This window comes from Parenemella sanctibonifatiensis (genome assembly GCF_002250565.1).
Taxonomy (GTDB): Bacteria; Actinomycetota; Actinomycetes; order Propionibacteriales; family Propionibacteriaceae; genus Parenemella; species Parenemella sanctibonifatiensis.
Genome location: NZ_NMVJ01000007.1, coordinates 53,565 through 67,112 on the forward strand (window position 1 = coordinate 53,565; position 13,548 = coordinate 67,112).

The following is a 13,548-nucleotide window of genomic DNA, read 5'->3' on the forward strand; positions in this document are numbered from 1 at the left end:
TACGCGCTGACCTGAGCGGATGCTGGCCGGATCGTCAGCGTCGGTTGGCCAGCACTGGGACCTCGTCCCGGGCCCGGTCGACCAAGCCGAGGTCCAGGTCGACGACGAGTTGCTCCGGGCTGGCGGCGGCCTCGGCCACGACGTTCCCGTAGGGGTCGACGACCAAGGAGCCGCCCACCCCCAGCGGCACCGGTCCGGACGCTTGAGCGGGGGCCGACTGGCCGCAGGCCAGCACCCAACAGGTGCTGTCCATGGCTCGGGCGCGGGCGAGCGTACGCCACTGGTCTGCTTTGTTGGGGCCGGCTGCCCACGACGCCGCAACGATGATCACTCTCGCGCCGCCATCGGCCAGGGCCAGGAAATGCGCACTGAAGCGGAGGTCGTAACAGATCGCCGCGCCCACCCCGACGCCGGCGATCTCGGTGACGAGCAGGTCGTCGCCGGGTGCGACGGTGCGGGACTCGGTGAAGCCGTAGGCGTCGTAGAGGTGACGCTTGTGATAGCTGCGGTGCTCAGTCCCGTCGGTGACCAGCAGGGTGTTGCGTACCCGTTGGTCGTTGGTCGTGCGGTCGTTGGCCGCTGGCTCGTCCGGCCAGGTGAACATCCCGACGGCGATGGTCAGCCCAGCTTTCCGGGCGACCTCGGCGACCGCCTGTGACCACGGCCCGCCCTCCGGTTCGGCGGCTCGGCGCGGCGCCGCGCTGAAGCTGGCCATGGTGGCCTCCGGCAACACCAGCAAGTCCGCACCCTGCTCGGCCGCAGCGGTCGCCTGATCGGCCACCAGCCGCAGGTTCAGCTCCGGATCCTGGTCGGCGGTGATCTGTCCAAGGCACACGCGCATGCCCCGAGGGTAGTGCGCGGCCTACGATGACCAGTTGCGGCGTACGCCACCCAGGCAACGATCATACAGTCGCAAAAGGCGCGAGGCGACCCCTAGTAGCCGAGCTTGGGCCGGACGAAGCCTCGCTGAAACCACTGGACGACGGTTACGGCGAGGAACAGAACTGCTTCAGTCTCGTTCGGGTCCGGGGGCTCTGGTGCTTTGCCGTCGTTCGAGGAGTGCCGCTGGTGGTTCTCCCAGACAGTCCTTAGTATCGCGAGCAATGTCGCAGCGGAGGCTTGTCCTCTGTCATCCAAGGAGGAGACTGTCCACTTTTCAGCTGAGTTGCTGAGGTTGTTGATCGCCTTACCAAGCGTCGCGGACGCGTCATTCGGACTGAGGATAGGAAGCGCCACGGCCTCGATTGACTGCACGATCCGTGCGTATGCCGTGAGGTAGTCGGGCTGCTGGCGGAAGGTCGCTTCCCAAGCCTGCGCCAGAAGCCATGCGGCGTCACCGCCTTCGTCCCGAGTGCGCTCAAAGGCACTGGTCGCCGTCGCATCAACCAGCTGTACCAGTCCCCATCTGGGCCGCTTCGTAAGGGTCCATGCTGAGTCTGCTTCGTGGAGACTTATCTTCAGGTCCTCGAAGCGGTGACTGGCATCAGCCGCACGATAAGAGTCTGCCCGGTTCACTTGACCGAGATAATTGATCAGCACGTCGAGGACGTCGAGGGTGTTCTCGCCAGATGCCGATGCGTGGCGCTTCAGCGCCCCCTCCGCTGTCATCTGACCCGGCACCGTATAACGGAGTGCCCGCTGGCATACTCCGACAGTGTCGGGATACTGAACGATCATCATCTGGATCCACCTGTCCACCGACGGGCGGAGGTGGCCCGGGATGCCGGGAAAGAGCACATCCCACGCTCTCGTCGTCTGCGGGTCCGAGCTCGTTCTAACGCTGAGCGGCGTGTACCGATCATTCATGTGTCTCCAATCAAAGCCTGATGCCCGAGACAAGAATCTCACCTGACACCGACAGACCCAGACAACTGTCGGGGAGATTGCAGTACGCCTACGATGACGATGTGGACCCCTCCGACGTCGCCGACCTGTTGACCGGGCGTCGCTGGCTGGTCCTCACCGGCGCCGGCATGTCGACCGATTCCGGCATCCCCGACTATCGCGGGCCGGACCAGAAGCGTCGGATCGAACCCATGACCATCCAGGAGTTCCGCGGCTCGGCCGGCGCCCGGCAACGCTACTGGGCCCGCTCCTTCATCGGCTGGCGCAACTTCGCCAGCGCCCGGCCCAACGCCGGCCACCTCGCCGTCACCGACCTGCAGCGCGCCGGGGTCACCGGACCGATCATCACCCAGAACGTCGACGGCCTCCACCAGGCCGCGGGTTCGCGTGACGTGGTCGAACTGCACGGCAGCCTCGCCCGGGTGATCTGCCTCAGCTGCGGGGCTGACCTGCCGCGTACCGAACTCGACGCCCGGATCGCCGACGCCAACCCCGACTTCCACCCCACCACCAGCGAGATCCGGCCCGACGGAGACGTCTCCTTGGAACAGATCGACGTGGATCGTTTTGTCTCGCCACGCTGCTGGCGGTGCGGTGAGGACCAGCTCAAACCCGATGTGGTCTTCTTCGGCGAAGGGGTGGTCCGGCCGATCGTCGATCACTGCTATCAGCTGGTCGCCGACGCCGAGGCGCTGCTGGTGCTCGGCTCCAGCCTGACCGTGATGAGCGGGCTGCGATTTGTCCGCCGGGCGGTCGCCCGGGAGCTGCCGGTAGCGGTCTGGACGGTGGGCTCGACCCGAGCCGACGAGCTGGGCGTACGCCGCCTCAACGCCCCGCTGTCACCCGCCCTGGGCGCCGCCGCGGAACTTCTGCAGGACTGAAAGTCTCAACTCTCAACCTGATTTTCGGCCACTGGGATTCCCAAACCCTCCACCCGTAGGGACACTGCTGCCATGACTCAGCTCCGTGGGTGGGCAGGCCGCCGAGGCCGCCGCTGTCTGGCCGTGATCGCGGCCCTCGCCATCGTCCTCACGACCGGTTGTACGCCGACACTTCCCTTCACCACGTCGCGCGACTTCAGCTCCCTGTCCTGGCCCGGCGTGGCGCCGACCGGCGACACCCTGGCGCCGGCCGATCTCGGCCTGAGCGCACCCTCCCTCGAGATCGAGGTTTCGTCCATGGCGACTCATGTCGCTGCCGACGGCATCGTGCACGTCACTGACCCGGGCCGGGGCCGCGACCTGGTGGTCGAGATGACCGGTTGGGACGGCCACCAGCGGTGGCGGGCCGAGGTGCCCGGCCTGGCTGATCGGGAGGGCCTGACCCTACGCACCAGCGTGGACTCCGGGCTCGGCGTCGTGGCGATCTGGTGGGGCGTGGGTGAGCCTGACGACACCGTCTGGGCCGAACTGGTCAGCGACATCACCTGGTTCGAGCTCGACAGTGGCAGGAGCGGCACCATCGTCACCAGCGTCGTGGCCGGCGAGTCCGCTTGGACTCACTCCACCCTGGTTGGCTACTTCAGCGGCCCGGCCGACTCCAATGCCATCTCGTTCATGGCCCACCTCGACGCCGACCTCAATCCGGTTGAGAGCTGGGCCGGGGCCTACCCGCCCGGTTCGTCGATCCTTGGGGCGGTCGCCGGCCAGCCGGTCTGGTCCCGGCTGCAACTCGGCGATCACGAGTGGATCTTCGTCGGCGACACCATGGTGGCCGAGGATCCCAGCTGGCTGGTCTGGGGCGGCGACACCTTCGTAGCAGAGGAACTGCCCGATGGTCGCCGACTCCTGGTGACCGGCTGGGACGGCCGGGTCCGAGCAGAGACCACCGGCGCCTGCAGCCTGTCCGAGATGCTGATGGTGGGCCTCGGTGGCGAGGTCATCAGCGGCAATCTGGTGCACCTGCCCGAGCTCGGCCGCACGGTGTGCCTGGACCGGTGGATCCCGCCGGGCGCGCAGGTCTCATCCGTCACCCCGGACGGCACGGTCTTCTCAGTCCGACACAACGAGGTCTATCTCACCACGATCGGCCAGCCGGCGGTCCACCTCACCGGACTGTCCGATGCGCCGATTGTGACCCCGACCCACCTGGTCTTCGTCGAGGACTCGCGCGGCACCCGGCGGATCACGGCGTACGCCATCGGCGACCTGCAGCTCCCCGTCTGAGCAGGCGTACGCGTGCAGAAACGACGGTGATTCCCGCCGTTCTGCACGTCAGACGCACAGTGCCCGAAGTTACCGTCGTTATCGCACGGTCAGCGCGGCTCCAGCGCGTACGCGGGTGGCTCGCGTACGCGGGCACCTACCCCCGGCTGGATCCAGACACAGAGAACGGGGCGTACCAATCGGTACGCCCCGTTCTCGAGTCTGCCTGGGATCAGGCGGCAACGACCTCGACGCGGAGGTGCGCGTTGACGGAGTCGTGGAGCTTGATGCCCACGACGTGCTCGCCGGTGTTCTTGACCGGCTTGCTGAACTCGATCGAGCGGCGATCCAAGGCCGGGCCACCGGCCTTGCGGACAGCCTGCACCACGTCATTGGCGGTGACGGCACCGAAGAGCTGCCCCGACTCGGAGGTGCGGGCGGTGATGCTCACCGACAGCTCCTCGAGCTGGTCCCGCAGCTCCTGTGCATGCTCGGCATCGCGGACCTCACGGGCGTCACGCGCCCGCTTGATGCCCTCGATCTGCTTCTCTGCGCCACGCGTCCACGCAATCGCGTAGCCCTGCGGCAGGAGGAAGTTACGGCCGTAGCCGTCCTTGACCTCCACCACGTCGCCGGCCAGCCCCAGCTTCTCGACTGCGGCAGTGAGGATGAGCTTCATTCTTCGTTCCTTCCTCAGCGGGTGGTCGAGGTGTAGGGCAGCAGGGCCATCTCACGGGCGTTCTTGATCGCGATGGCGACCTTGCGCTGGTCCTGGACGGACAGGCCGGTCACGCGACGGGCGCGAATCTTGCCCCGCTCGGAGATGAACTTGCGCAGGGTTGCGGTGTCCTTGTAGTCGACGTGATCGATCCGGGTGGACTTGACCGGAGCGATCTTCTTCTTCATCACAGGCTTGCGCTGTGCGGCCATTGTGGTGCTCTCCTTCGTGAGCCCGGCGTGAACCGGAATGTGCCTGATGGGTTGGATGGTGACCACCGGTCGGGTGCCCGTCGGTGAAATCAGAAGGGCGGGTTGCTGCTCTGCTGCTGGTTGCCCCACGGGTCATCGCTGGGCTGCTGGCGCGGGTTGCCTCCGCCGTTGCCGGAGCCACCGCCCCAACCACCGCCGGAGTTGCCGCCGCCACCGGAGCCACCGCCCCAGTCGCCGCCGCCACCACCGCCGGAGGTCTTGGTGACCTTCGCCGTGGCGTACCGCAGCGCCGGGCCGATCTCATCGACGTCGAGCTCGAAGTCGGTGCGCTTCTCACCCTCGCGGGTTTCCCAGCTACGGGCCCGCAGCCGGCCCTGAACGATCACGCGGGCACCCTTGGTGAGGGACTCGCTGACGTTCTCGGCGTACTGGCGCCACACCGAACAGCGGACGAACATCGCCTCGCCGTCCTTCCACTCGCCGGACTGGCGATCCTGGGTGCGCGGCGTCGAGGCCACGGTGAAGTTGGCCACTGGTGCCCCCGAGGGGGTGAAGCGGAGTTCGGGGTCGGCGGTGAGGTTGCCGACCAACGTGATGATGGGTTCGCCTGCCATGGTGTTCTCCGTCTGTTCGGGTTTGGATCAGCGTGCCACGTCCCACCGACAAGCTGAATCGATGTAGTGGAGTTGTCCACAACCCACGTGAACTTTTTTCGGAACCGCCCGATGTCCTGTGGACAACTGGCAGCGGTGCAGCTCAGATCAGTTGTGCAGCTCGGGGCGCAGCACCTTGGTGCGCATGATCTGCTCATTGATCCGGAAGAAGCGATCGAGCTCCTTCACGGCGTCGGGCTCGCAGGTGAGCTCGATGACCGCGTAGACGCCCTCGGGCTTCTTGTCGATCTCGTAGGCCAGCTTGCGACGACCCCAGATGTTGAGTTCATCGACGGTGCCGCCGGATTCGGTGATGACCTTCAGGTGATTCTCGAGCAGGCCTTGGACCTGACGCTCGTCGACAACCGGGTCGACGATCACCATGACTTCGTACTTACGCATGTGCGTACTCCACCTCCTGTGGGCTCAGCGGCCACGGGACGATCCCGTGGCAGGAGGGCAAATGCCTCGGCCGTCCATCGATTTCCAAGTGAACCGCGACGGCCAACACCGAAGCTTACCTGCCGGGGGCCACCAGCCACAATCGCGCCGCCGACCGGGGCGAACGGTCGATGTGCAAGGCTGGCCCCACACCCCCGAAGGAGGCGCCATGAGCACCACATCCCCCAAGCTCGCGATCGTCGGCGCCGGTGCCGTCGGGAGTTCGCTGGCGTACGCCTGCCAGATCCGTGGCTCGGTCCACGAGATCGCCCTCTATGACACCAATGAGGCCAAGGTGGTCGCTGAGGCGAAGGACCTGGTCCACGGCGCCCAGTTCACCCCGGTCTCGCGACTGGAGGGCAGTTCCGACATCGGCGTGGTCAGCGGTGCCGACGTCGTTGTCATCACCGCCGGCGCCCGCCAGAAGCCGGGGCAGACCCGGATGGACCTGGCGGCAGCCAATGTCGCGATTCTCAACGACCTGATGCCCGGCCTGGTCCGTCATGCGCCCGACGCCGTTGTTGTTCTGGTGACCAATCCTTGCGATGTCCTCACCTGGGCTGCCCAGAAGATCACCGGACTGGCACCGGGCCGGGTGATCAGCAGCGGCACCCTGCTGGACACCTCCCGGCTGCGGCGGCTGATCGCCCAGGTCGCCGGAGTGCACCAGAGCAGCGTCCACGCGATCATGCTGGGTGAACACGGCGACAGCGAGTTTCCGGTCTGGTCCGGTGCCACCATCGGGCAAACCCCGATCCGGGACTGGCTGGTCGGCGGCGAGCCCGTGTTCACCGACACCTCACTGGACCGACTGGCGACCTCGGTCGTGCGCGCCGCGTACGAGGTGATCGAAGGCAAGGGCGCCACCAACCATGCGATCGGGCTGGCCGGCGCCCGACTGATCGAGGCCATCATCGGCGACCAGCGGGTGGTGCTGCCGGTCTCCAGCGTGCTGCAGGACTACCGCGGCGTCAGCGATGTCGCCCTCTCGGTGCCCAGCGTGGTGGGCCGCGGCGGCGTCATCGATGTGCTGGAGATCCCGATGTCCCAGCAGGAACGCACCCTGTTTCGCGCCTCGGCCGCAGCGGTACGCCACGGCTGCGCACCGTTTGACGCCGAGCTGGGCTGACGCCGAGCCCAGCTCAGGGTGCACACCGGCCAGTTCCGACAGCAGACTCGCAGCTGCGGGCGGCCGCCACCGGACAAGAACGTCCCACTTCGCGCCCCAAACGTCACAACGCAGACACGTTTCACATCACCCCTTGACATTCCCAGAGACACCCACTTAGGTTCCTTCTACCGTTGAACGGAAGGAGCTCCCGCACTATGGGACAGCGCAACATGTTGGGGAAGGGACTGGAGATCCTCCAGTACCTCGTCGAGCACTCTGACCGGGGCTGCGGCGTCACCGAAGTCGCCAATGCCGTGGGGGTTCCGGTGAGCACCGCGCACCGCCTGCTCGCGACCTTGGTCGCCTCATCCTGGGCTGCCCGGAGCGAAGGCAGCACCAAGTACCGCCTCGGCCCGCAGGTCCTGCGCGCCGCCGACGCCCTCCACACCGCGATGGGCCTGCCGGACCTGCACGCCTCCCTCGCATCGCTGGCGCAGCGCACCGGCGAGACCGCGATCCTGGGCACCGTCATCGGCGGCGAGTTCATCTACCTCGACGTCGTCCACGGTCCCGGCCTGCTCGGCATCAAGGGCAGCCCCGGCCAGCGTGGCCCGCTCCACTGCACTGCGACGGGCAAGGCGCTGCTGTGCGCGCTGCCGTCGGTGCGCCGGGAGCAGCTCATCGACCAGCTCGAGCTCACCGAGTACACCGAGAACACCATCACCGATCACCGTGACCTGCGCGCCGAGCTGCAGCTCAGCATGAGCCGCGGCTACGCCCTGGCCCGCGAGGAATACGAGGAGGGCGTCATCTCGATCGCCATCCCGCTCGCTCTGGACCAGGAGGGGGCGTACGCCGCGTGCATCTCGGCCCCGGCCCAGCGGGTCACCGCTGAGCGGATCCCGGCGCTGCACCAGGCCTTGGTCGAGACGCAGCGCAGCATGCGGGCCAGCCCTGAGGGAGCCACCCGATGACCGCTGTTGCCACAGCGCGCTGGGGGGTCAAGCCGATCCTCACCCCGGCCGAGGTCGCCGCCCAGGTGACCACCGGCGACACCCTGTTCGTCGGTGGTTCCGGCGGTGGCCTGCAGGAGCCCAGCGCCTTGCTGCTGGCGCTGCGGGAACGCTTCCTGGCCGACGGTGACCCACGCGACCTGACCATCTGGCACTGCAGCGGTGTCGGTGACCGGGACACCACCGGGGTCGGTTTCCTGGCACTGGAGGGACTGGTCCGCCGCGCCGTCGGCGGCCACTGGGGCATGGCACCCGCCATGGTCGACCTCGCCGAGCGAGAGCTCATCGAGGCGTACAACCTCCCTCAGGGTGTCATTTCCCAGCTGATGCGCGACACCGGCGGCCGTCGCCCCGGACTCATCACACCGGTCGGTCTGGGCACCTTCGTGGACCCGCGGCTGGAGGGCGGCAAGCTGAACGCCCGCACCACCGAGGACATCGTCGAGGTCATCAAGCTGGGCGGCCAGGAGCAGCTCTTCTATCACGCCCCCGACCTGGACGTCGCCTTCCTGCGCGCCACCACCGCCGATGAGCTGGGCAACCTCTCCTTCGGCGAGGAGCCGGCGATGCTGGAGGCCTTCGCCATCGCCCAGGCCGTCAAGTCCCGCGGCGGCAAGGTCTTCGTGCAGGTGAAGTACCTCGCGGAGGCCTACTCGCTGCCGCCCCAGACCGTACGCGTGCCGGGCGGCGTGATCGACGGCATCGCCGTGGTCCCCGACCAACCCCAGACCGCAGTGCGCTGGCTGGAGCCCGGCTTCTCCGGTGCCCGAGTGCCGGCCGGCAGCCTGCCGCAGTTGCCGGCGGGGCCGCGCCGGGTCGTCGCCGAACGGGCCGCGGCCGAGATCCAGCCCGGTTCGATGGTCAACCTCGGCGTCGGGATGCCCGACGGGGTGGCACAGATCGCAGCCGAACAGGGCTGGGACCGCACCCTCGCGTTCGCCGTCGAGCACGGCCAGATCGGCGGCGTTCCGGCCGGCGGCCTGGAGTTCGGCGCCTCCTACAACGCCGCGGCGAGCATCGATGCGCCCTACCAGTTCGACTACTTCGACGGTGGCGGCCTCGACATCGCCTTCCTGGGGATGGCCGAGGTGGACCAGAACGGCAACGTCAACGCCAGTCGCTACCAGGGCAGCATCGCCGGCGCCGGCGGATTCATCAACATCTCCCAAGGCACCCAGCGGGTCGTCTTCTGCGGCTCGCTGACCGCCGTCGGTGCCCGCTTCGACATCCGTGATGGCCGGATGGAAGTGCTGACCGAGGGCAAGATCAAGAAGTTCGTGCCCCAGGTCACCCAGGTCACCTTCTCCGCTGACCGGGCCCGCGAGCTCGGCCAAGAGGTTCTCTACGTCACCGAACGCGCCGTTTTTCGGCTGGTCGCCGAGGGCATCGAGCTGATCGAGGTGGCGCCCGGCATCGACCTGCAGCGGGATGTTTTGGACCAACTCGGCTTCCAGCCGATCCTGGCAGACCCGATCAGGCAGATGGACCCGAAGTTCTTCTCACCCCCACCAGCTCGACCCTCAACCACGAGCAACCAACCCAACCCATCCAACCCGACCCAGAAGGGGTGATTCTCGCCATGACAAAGACGTCTCGCAGATCGGTATTGGGCCTCGGCCTGGCCACCGGTCTCGGACTGACCGCATCGGCGTGTGGAGTCAGCGATGCCCTCAACGAGGGCGCTGAGCACGTGCTGCTCGGTGGCCACCAGCTTGCCGCCGGTACGCCGTTCGACAAAGGTCTGACGAAGTTCGGCGAGCTGGTCGCCGAGAAGACCAGCGGCCGGGTACGCGTCGACGCGCACCCCAACGCGGCCCTGGGCACTGAGACGGAGATGTTCCAGGGACTCATCACCGGCACCCTCGACATCGGCATCGTCGCGCCCGGCTCGATCGCCGAGTTCTCCCCGGAGATGAGCATCCTGTCGATGCCATTCCTGGTGATCGACCGGGATCAGCGCGACGCACTGCTGACCGGCGGCATCGCCGAACGGCTCGCCGGCCTGCTCACCGAGCGTACGAAGACCCTGCCGCTGACCTACTTCGGAGGCAGCTTCCGGCAGATGTTCTTCACCCAGCCGGCCACCACGTTGGATGACATTCGCGGACGGTTGTTCCGGGTGCAGCCCTCGGCGGTACTGACAGACTCGTTCTCCGCTGCGGTGGGCGTCCAGCCGAGCGTGGTGGCGTACAACGAGCTCTACAACGCCCTGCAGCAGGGGGTGGTCGATGGTGCTGACAACGAGCCGGTCTTCATCGACAGCCAGAAGTTCTACGAGCCTGCGCCCCACATCCTGCAGACCAACCACGAGGTCACCATCCGGCCGCTGATCATCTCTCAGCGCACCATTGACAAGCTCGGCCCCGAGCTCGGTGCGCTGGTGATGGAGGCGGGAGCCGAAGCCGGCGAATACCAGCGCCGGCACGAGGCAGAGATCGACGACTCGATCTTGGGCGACCTGGCTGGCCGGGACGGCATCGTGGTGACGCCGGTCGACACCGCGCCTGTGTTGGACAGCGTCCAACCGGTCTGGCAGCGGTACGCCGAGCAGTGGGGCATCCCCGACGTGCTCGAACAGATCATCGACCTGCGACCGGGGAGCTGACCATGCGCATCGTCTCTTACCTGCACAAGGGTGTCGTGGCAGTCGCTGCCGCGGCCCTGGCGATCACCACGTTGGTGGTCGCTTACCAGATCGTCGGCCGCTACGTGCCCTTCATCCCGCGGGCCCTGTGGACCGAGGAGATCGCCCGGATGTGTCTGGTCTGGTTGGTCTTCATGGGTGCCGCCGCGAGCATTCGTACCGGCGAGCACTTCATCATCGACCTGGTGCCCGAGCGCGCCAGCGACAATCTGAAGCGGATCTTCGCCACCTTCACCATGGTCGCCCTGGTGGCGATCTCGGTGACGCTGTTCGTGGGCAGCATCGGCTTCACCCAGACCGGTCTGGACCGGATCTCGACCACCTCGGGCCTGTCGCTGGTCTACAGCTTCGCCGCCCCGTTGGTCGCGAGCCCGTTCATGGCGGTGTTCGCGATCGCAGCCTGGTGGGAGGCCATGAAGGATCCGTCCCTGTCAGGCGCCAACCTCACCGAGGCCGGGGTTGTCGAGGCGGCCCAGGGCGACGACGAAGATGACTCCTCCGCGGTCGAGTCCGACGTCGATTCCGCCACTGCCACCACCGGCAAGAACAGCCCTGAAGGGAGCGCGAAGTGACTGGCATCATCCTCGCCGTCATCATCGGCGTCTTCATCCTTGCCTGCATCCTGCGGGTGCCGATCGCCTTCGGCCTGATCCTGGCCTGCCTGCCCTTCATCCTGCTCGATGCCCGCTTCAGCACCGAGTTGGTGGTGCAGCGCATGTACGCCGGTTTGGACTCCTTCATCCTGTTGGCAGTCCCGTTCTTCGTGTTCGCAGCATCGATCATGGTGGCCTCCGGCGTCACCGACCGGCTGATCGACCTGGCCCGTGCCATGTTCGGTTGGATTCGCGGTGGCCTGGGCATCGTCAACGTCGGCGTCTCGATCGGCTTCTCCGGCATGTCCGGGTCCTCGACCGCTGACGTCGCCGGCACCGGCACCGTGCTGATCCCGCAGATGGTCAAGCGTGGCTACCCGGCCGCCTTCGCTGTCGGCGTCACCGCGGCCTCGGCCGTGATGAGTTCGATCATCCCGCCCAGCATCCAGCTGATCGTGTGGGGATCGCTCACCAACACCTCCATCGGCGCCATGTTCCTGGGTGGCATCGTGCCCGGCCTGCTGATGGGCGTGGGCATGATGGTGGTGGCCTGGCTGGTGGCCCGTCGGAAGAACTTCCCCAAGGACGACTCGTTCGACGCCAAGGAGCTGGGCCGCACCTTCGTCAAGGCGCTGCCCTCGCTCGGCATCATCGTGATCGTGCTGGGTGGCTTCCGTCTCGGCATCGTGACCGCCACCGAGGCGGCCCTGCTGGCCGTGGCGTACGCCCTGTTCCTGGCATTGGTGGTCTATCGCTCTGTGACCTGGCGAGAGCTGGGCAAGGTGCTGGTGTCGTCGGCCAAGCTCACCTCGCAGACGCTGTTTGCGCTGGCGGCGGCGTCGGTGCTGGCGTACGTCCTGACGGTCTATCGGGTGCCGCTGCTCTTCCAGGGTGCCGTCGAGTCGGTGCCCGGCTGGGCCGTGCTGTCGGTCATCACCGTGGTGTTCTTCATCCTGGGTCTGTTCATGGACGCGCTGCCGGCCATGGCGATCATGATCCCGGTGATGGCCCCGGCGGTGGAGATGGCCGGCGTCGATCCGGTCCACTACGGCATCGTCGCGGTGCTGACCCTGTCGCTGGGCCTCATCACCCCGCCGGTCGGCATCTGTCTGCTGGTGGCTGCCTCGATCGGCAAGATCCCGGTCGTCAAGGCCGTCAAGCCGATGCTGCCCTTCGCGGGCGTCATCCTCGGCGTGATCGTGTTGTGTCTGATCTTCCCGGAGATCATCACCTGGCTGCCCGAAACCCTCGGCGGCTGATCAGCGCCTGAGTGACAGACAAGTGGGCCCGGAGCATTGCTCCGGGCCCACTGTCATGTTCCGGTCACTGACCGGGGAGAGTCTCAGCGAGGGCTGACGCCTGCAACCTTGAGGTGCTTCTTGGCCGTCACCAGCGCGTCGTGGAAGCGGTTGACGGTCTTACCGGCGGTGCGCTGGGTCGGGGCCGCCACGCAGATGGCGTAGTGACCGCCCGGGTCATGATCCAGCTCGACGCCGATGCCGATGGAGGTGACGCCGTCCTCGTACTCGTCGGAGGAGATGGAGTAGCCACGGCTGGACACCTGCTCCACCTCGCTGCGCAGCGCGGCGGCATCGCCAATGGTGTTGCGGGTGAACTTCTCGTAGTCCAGCGAGTCGATCAGTTCGTTGCGGCGTACCGTCGGCAGACCCGCGAGCAGCGCCTTGCCGATCGCGGTGGCGTGCAGCGGGCCACGCTGGCCCATGCTGCCGCGGACGCTCAGCTCGCCCGGGCCGTGCACCAGGTCGAGGTAAATGAATTCGCCGCCGATCAGGGTGCCCAGCAGCGCGGTCTCGCGCACCTTGTCACTCAGGTTCAACAGCACGGTGTGGATGTCGTTGAAGCCAAAGGCCTCGTGCACCGAATCCGCAGCCTTCAGGACATAGGAACCCAGTCGGTAGCCCGATCCCTGCTCCGTCCGCGCCACCCAGCCCTGCCGCACCAGCGTGGCAAGGAGACGGTGGGCCGTGCTGACGGGGACACCGACGGCGCGCGCGACTTCGCTCACTCCCATCGGACGATCGGGGTGGTCGACCAGATGGGACAGGACATCGAGTCCCTTGCCCAACATGTTTCGCTCGCTCATGACTCGCCTTTCTGCTCATTGGCATTACGGCCACCAGCCCCGCTCCTGGCGGTTCGCTGACACTGTGCGA

15 protein-coding genes are annotated in these 13,548 nt (G+C 67.0%); 8 read left to right on the forward strand and 7 right to left on the reverse strand.

What is annotated here, in order from left to right; translation table 11 throughout:
• Positions 1-34: 34 nt before the first annotated feature.
• A complete protein-coding gene (locus CGZ91_RS08415; RefSeq protein ID WP_094454253.1) occupies positions 35-841 on the reverse strand; it encodes a carbon-nitrogen hydrolase family protein in 807 nt (268 codons plus the stop codon).
• 92 nt (positions 842-933) lie between these two features.
• On the reverse strand, positions 934-1,680 hold the full coding sequence (locus CGZ91_RS08420) for a hypothetical protein (protein ID WP_144276840.1): 747 nt from the start codon (positions 1,678-1,680) through the stop codon (positions 934-936).
• A gap of 227 nt (positions 1,681-1,907) precedes the next feature.
• Here CGZ91_RS08420 and CGZ91_RS08425 point away from each other — a divergent pair, with 227 nt between their 5' ends.
• Positions 1,908-2,726: an NAD-dependent protein deacetylase gene (locus CGZ91_RS08425; RefSeq protein ID WP_229116528.1), complete on the forward strand. Its 819-nt coding sequence runs from the start codon at positions 1,908-1,910 to the stop codon at positions 2,724-2,726.
• Between the two features lie 72 nt (positions 2,727-2,798).
• The gene (locus CGZ91_RS08430) at positions 2,799-4,010 is read left to right on the forward strand and encodes a hypothetical protein (RefSeq protein WP_144276841.1); all 1,212 of its coding nucleotides are present in this window, start codon (positions 2,799-2,801) and stop codon (positions 4,008-4,010) included.
• A 211-nt stretch (positions 4,011-4,221) separates the two neighbouring features.
• On the opposite strand, the gene rplI is transcribed toward CGZ91_RS08430, so the two are convergent.
• From rplI to rpsF, 4 genes are all read right to left on the reverse strand, one after another.
• Entirely contained in the window at positions 4,222-4,668 is a 447-nt protein-coding gene (gene rplI / locus CGZ91_RS08435; protein WP_094454261.1) for a 50S ribosomal protein L9, read from the reverse strand.
• 14 nt (positions 4,669-4,682) lie between these two features.
• Positions 4,683-4,919 carry a 30S ribosomal protein S18 gene (gene rpsR / locus CGZ91_RS08440; protein WP_094451931.1) on the reverse strand — a complete coding sequence of 79 codons (237 nt, stop codon included), beginning with the start codon at positions 4,917-4,919 and terminating at the stop codon, positions 4,683-4,685.
• 89 nt (positions 4,920-5,008) lie between these two features.
• A complete protein-coding gene (locus CGZ91_RS08445) occupies positions 5,009-5,533 on the reverse strand; it encodes a single-stranded DNA-binding protein (RefSeq protein WP_094451930.1) in 525 nt (174 codons plus the stop codon).
• Between the two features lie 147 nt (positions 5,534-5,680).
• Positions 5,681-5,974, reverse strand: coding sequence for a 30S ribosomal protein S6 (gene rpsF, locus CGZ91_RS08450; protein ID WP_094451929.1), 294 nt, complete (start codon positions 5,972-5,974; stop codon positions 5,681-5,683).
• A gap of 208 nt (positions 5,975-6,182) precedes the next feature.
• Between rpsF and CGZ91_RS08455 the strand changes: the two genes are divergently transcribed.
• The 6 genes from CGZ91_RS08455 (at position 6,183) to CGZ91_RS08480 (ending at position 12,633) form a co-directional block, all read left to right on the forward strand.
• Positions 6,183-7,142, forward strand: a complete 960-nt coding sequence (locus CGZ91_RS08455; RefSeq protein WP_094454263.1) for an L-lactate dehydrogenase — start codon at positions 6,183-6,185, stop codon at positions 7,140-7,142.
• Positions 7,143-7,339: 197 nt separating this feature from the next.
• On the forward strand, positions 7,340-8,098 hold the full coding sequence (locus CGZ91_RS08460) for an IclR family transcriptional regulator (protein ID WP_094454265.1): 759 nt from the start codon (positions 7,340-7,342) through the stop codon (positions 8,096-8,098).
• On the forward strand, positions 8,095-9,708 hold the full coding sequence (locus tag CGZ91_RS08465) for an acyl CoA:acetate/3-ketoacid CoA transferase (protein ID WP_094454267.1): 1,614 nt from the start codon (positions 8,095-8,097) through the stop codon (positions 9,706-9,708). The genes CGZ91_RS08460 and CGZ91_RS08465 overlap by 4 nt, the downstream gene beginning before the upstream one ends.
• Before the next feature lie 8 nt (positions 9,709-9,716).
• The gene (locus CGZ91_RS08470) at positions 9,717-10,742 is read left to right on the forward strand and encodes a TRAP transporter substrate-binding protein (RefSeq protein ID WP_094454269.1); all 1,026 of its coding nucleotides are present in this window, start codon (positions 9,717-9,719) and stop codon (positions 10,740-10,742) included.
• Positions 10,743-10,744: 2 nt separating this feature from the next.
• A complete protein-coding gene (locus CGZ91_RS08475) occupies positions 10,745-11,353 on the forward strand; it encodes a TRAP transporter small permease (RefSeq protein WP_094454271.1) in 609 nt (202 codons plus the stop codon).
• A complete protein-coding gene (locus CGZ91_RS08480; protein WP_094454273.1) occupies positions 11,350-12,633 on the forward strand; it encodes a TRAP transporter large permease in 1,284 nt (427 codons plus the stop codon). The genes CGZ91_RS08475 and CGZ91_RS08480 overlap by 4 nt, the downstream gene beginning before the upstream one ends.
• Before the next feature lie 83 nt (positions 12,634-12,716).
• Here CGZ91_RS08480 and CGZ91_RS08485 read toward each other — a convergent pair whose 3' ends face one another.
• Positions 12,717-13,478, reverse strand: coding sequence for an IclR family transcriptional regulator (locus CGZ91_RS08485; protein WP_094454275.1), 762 nt, complete (start codon positions 13,476-13,478; stop codon positions 12,717-12,719).
• Positions 13,479-13,548 lie beyond the last annotated feature (70 nt).

Excerpts from the sequence above, each read along its gene's own strand:
- CGZ91_RS08415 (WP_094454253.1), bottom strand. The coding sequence starts at position 841 with ATGCGCGTGTGCCTTGGACAGATCACCGCCGACCAGGATCCGGAGCTG.
- CGZ91_RS08420 (WP_144276840.1), bottom strand. The coding sequence starts at position 1,680 with ATGATGATCGTTCAGTATCCCGACACTGTCGGAGTATGCCAGCGGGCA.
- CGZ91_RS08430 (WP_144276841.1), top strand. The coding sequence starts at position 2,799 with ATGACTCAGCTCCGTGGGTGGGCAGGCCGCCGAGGCCGCCGCTGTCTG.
- rplI (WP_094454261.1), bottom strand. The coding sequence starts at position 4,668 with ATGAAGCTCATCCTCACTGCCGCAGTCGAGAAGCTGGGGCTGGCCGGC.
- rpsR (WP_094451931.1), bottom strand. The coding sequence starts at position 4,919 with ATGGCCGCACAGCGCAAGCCTGTGATGAAGAAGAAGATCGCTCCGGTC.
- CGZ91_RS08445 (WP_094451930.1), bottom strand. The coding sequence starts at position 5,533 with ATGGCAGGCGAACCCATCATCACGTTGGTCGGCAACCTCACCGCCGAC.
- rpsF (WP_094451929.1), bottom strand. The coding sequence starts at position 5,974 with ATGCGTAAGTACGAAGTCATGGTGATCGTCGACCCGGTTGTCGACGAG.
- CGZ91_RS08455 (WP_094454263.1), top strand. The coding sequence starts at position 6,183 with ATGAGCACCACATCCCCCAAGCTCGCGATCGTCGGCGCCGGTGCCGTC.
- CGZ91_RS08460 (WP_094454265.1), top strand. The coding sequence starts at position 7,340 with ATGGGACAGCGCAACATGTTGGGGAAGGGACTGGAGATCCTCCAGTAC.
- CGZ91_RS08465 (WP_094454267.1), top strand. The coding sequence starts at position 8,095 with ATGACCGCTGTTGCCACAGCGCGCTGGGGGGTCAAGCCGATCCTCACC.
- CGZ91_RS08470 (WP_094454269.1), top strand. The coding sequence starts at position 9,717 with ATGACAAAGACGTCTCGCAGATCGGTATTGGGCCTCGGCCTGGCCACC.
- CGZ91_RS08475 (WP_094454271.1), top strand. The coding sequence starts at position 10,745 with ATGCGCATCGTCTCTTACCTGCACAAGGGTGTCGTGGCAGTCGCTGCC.
- CGZ91_RS08485 (WP_094454275.1), bottom strand. The coding sequence starts at position 13,478 with ATGAGCGAGCGAAACATGTTGGGCAAGGGACTCGATGTCCTGTCCCAT.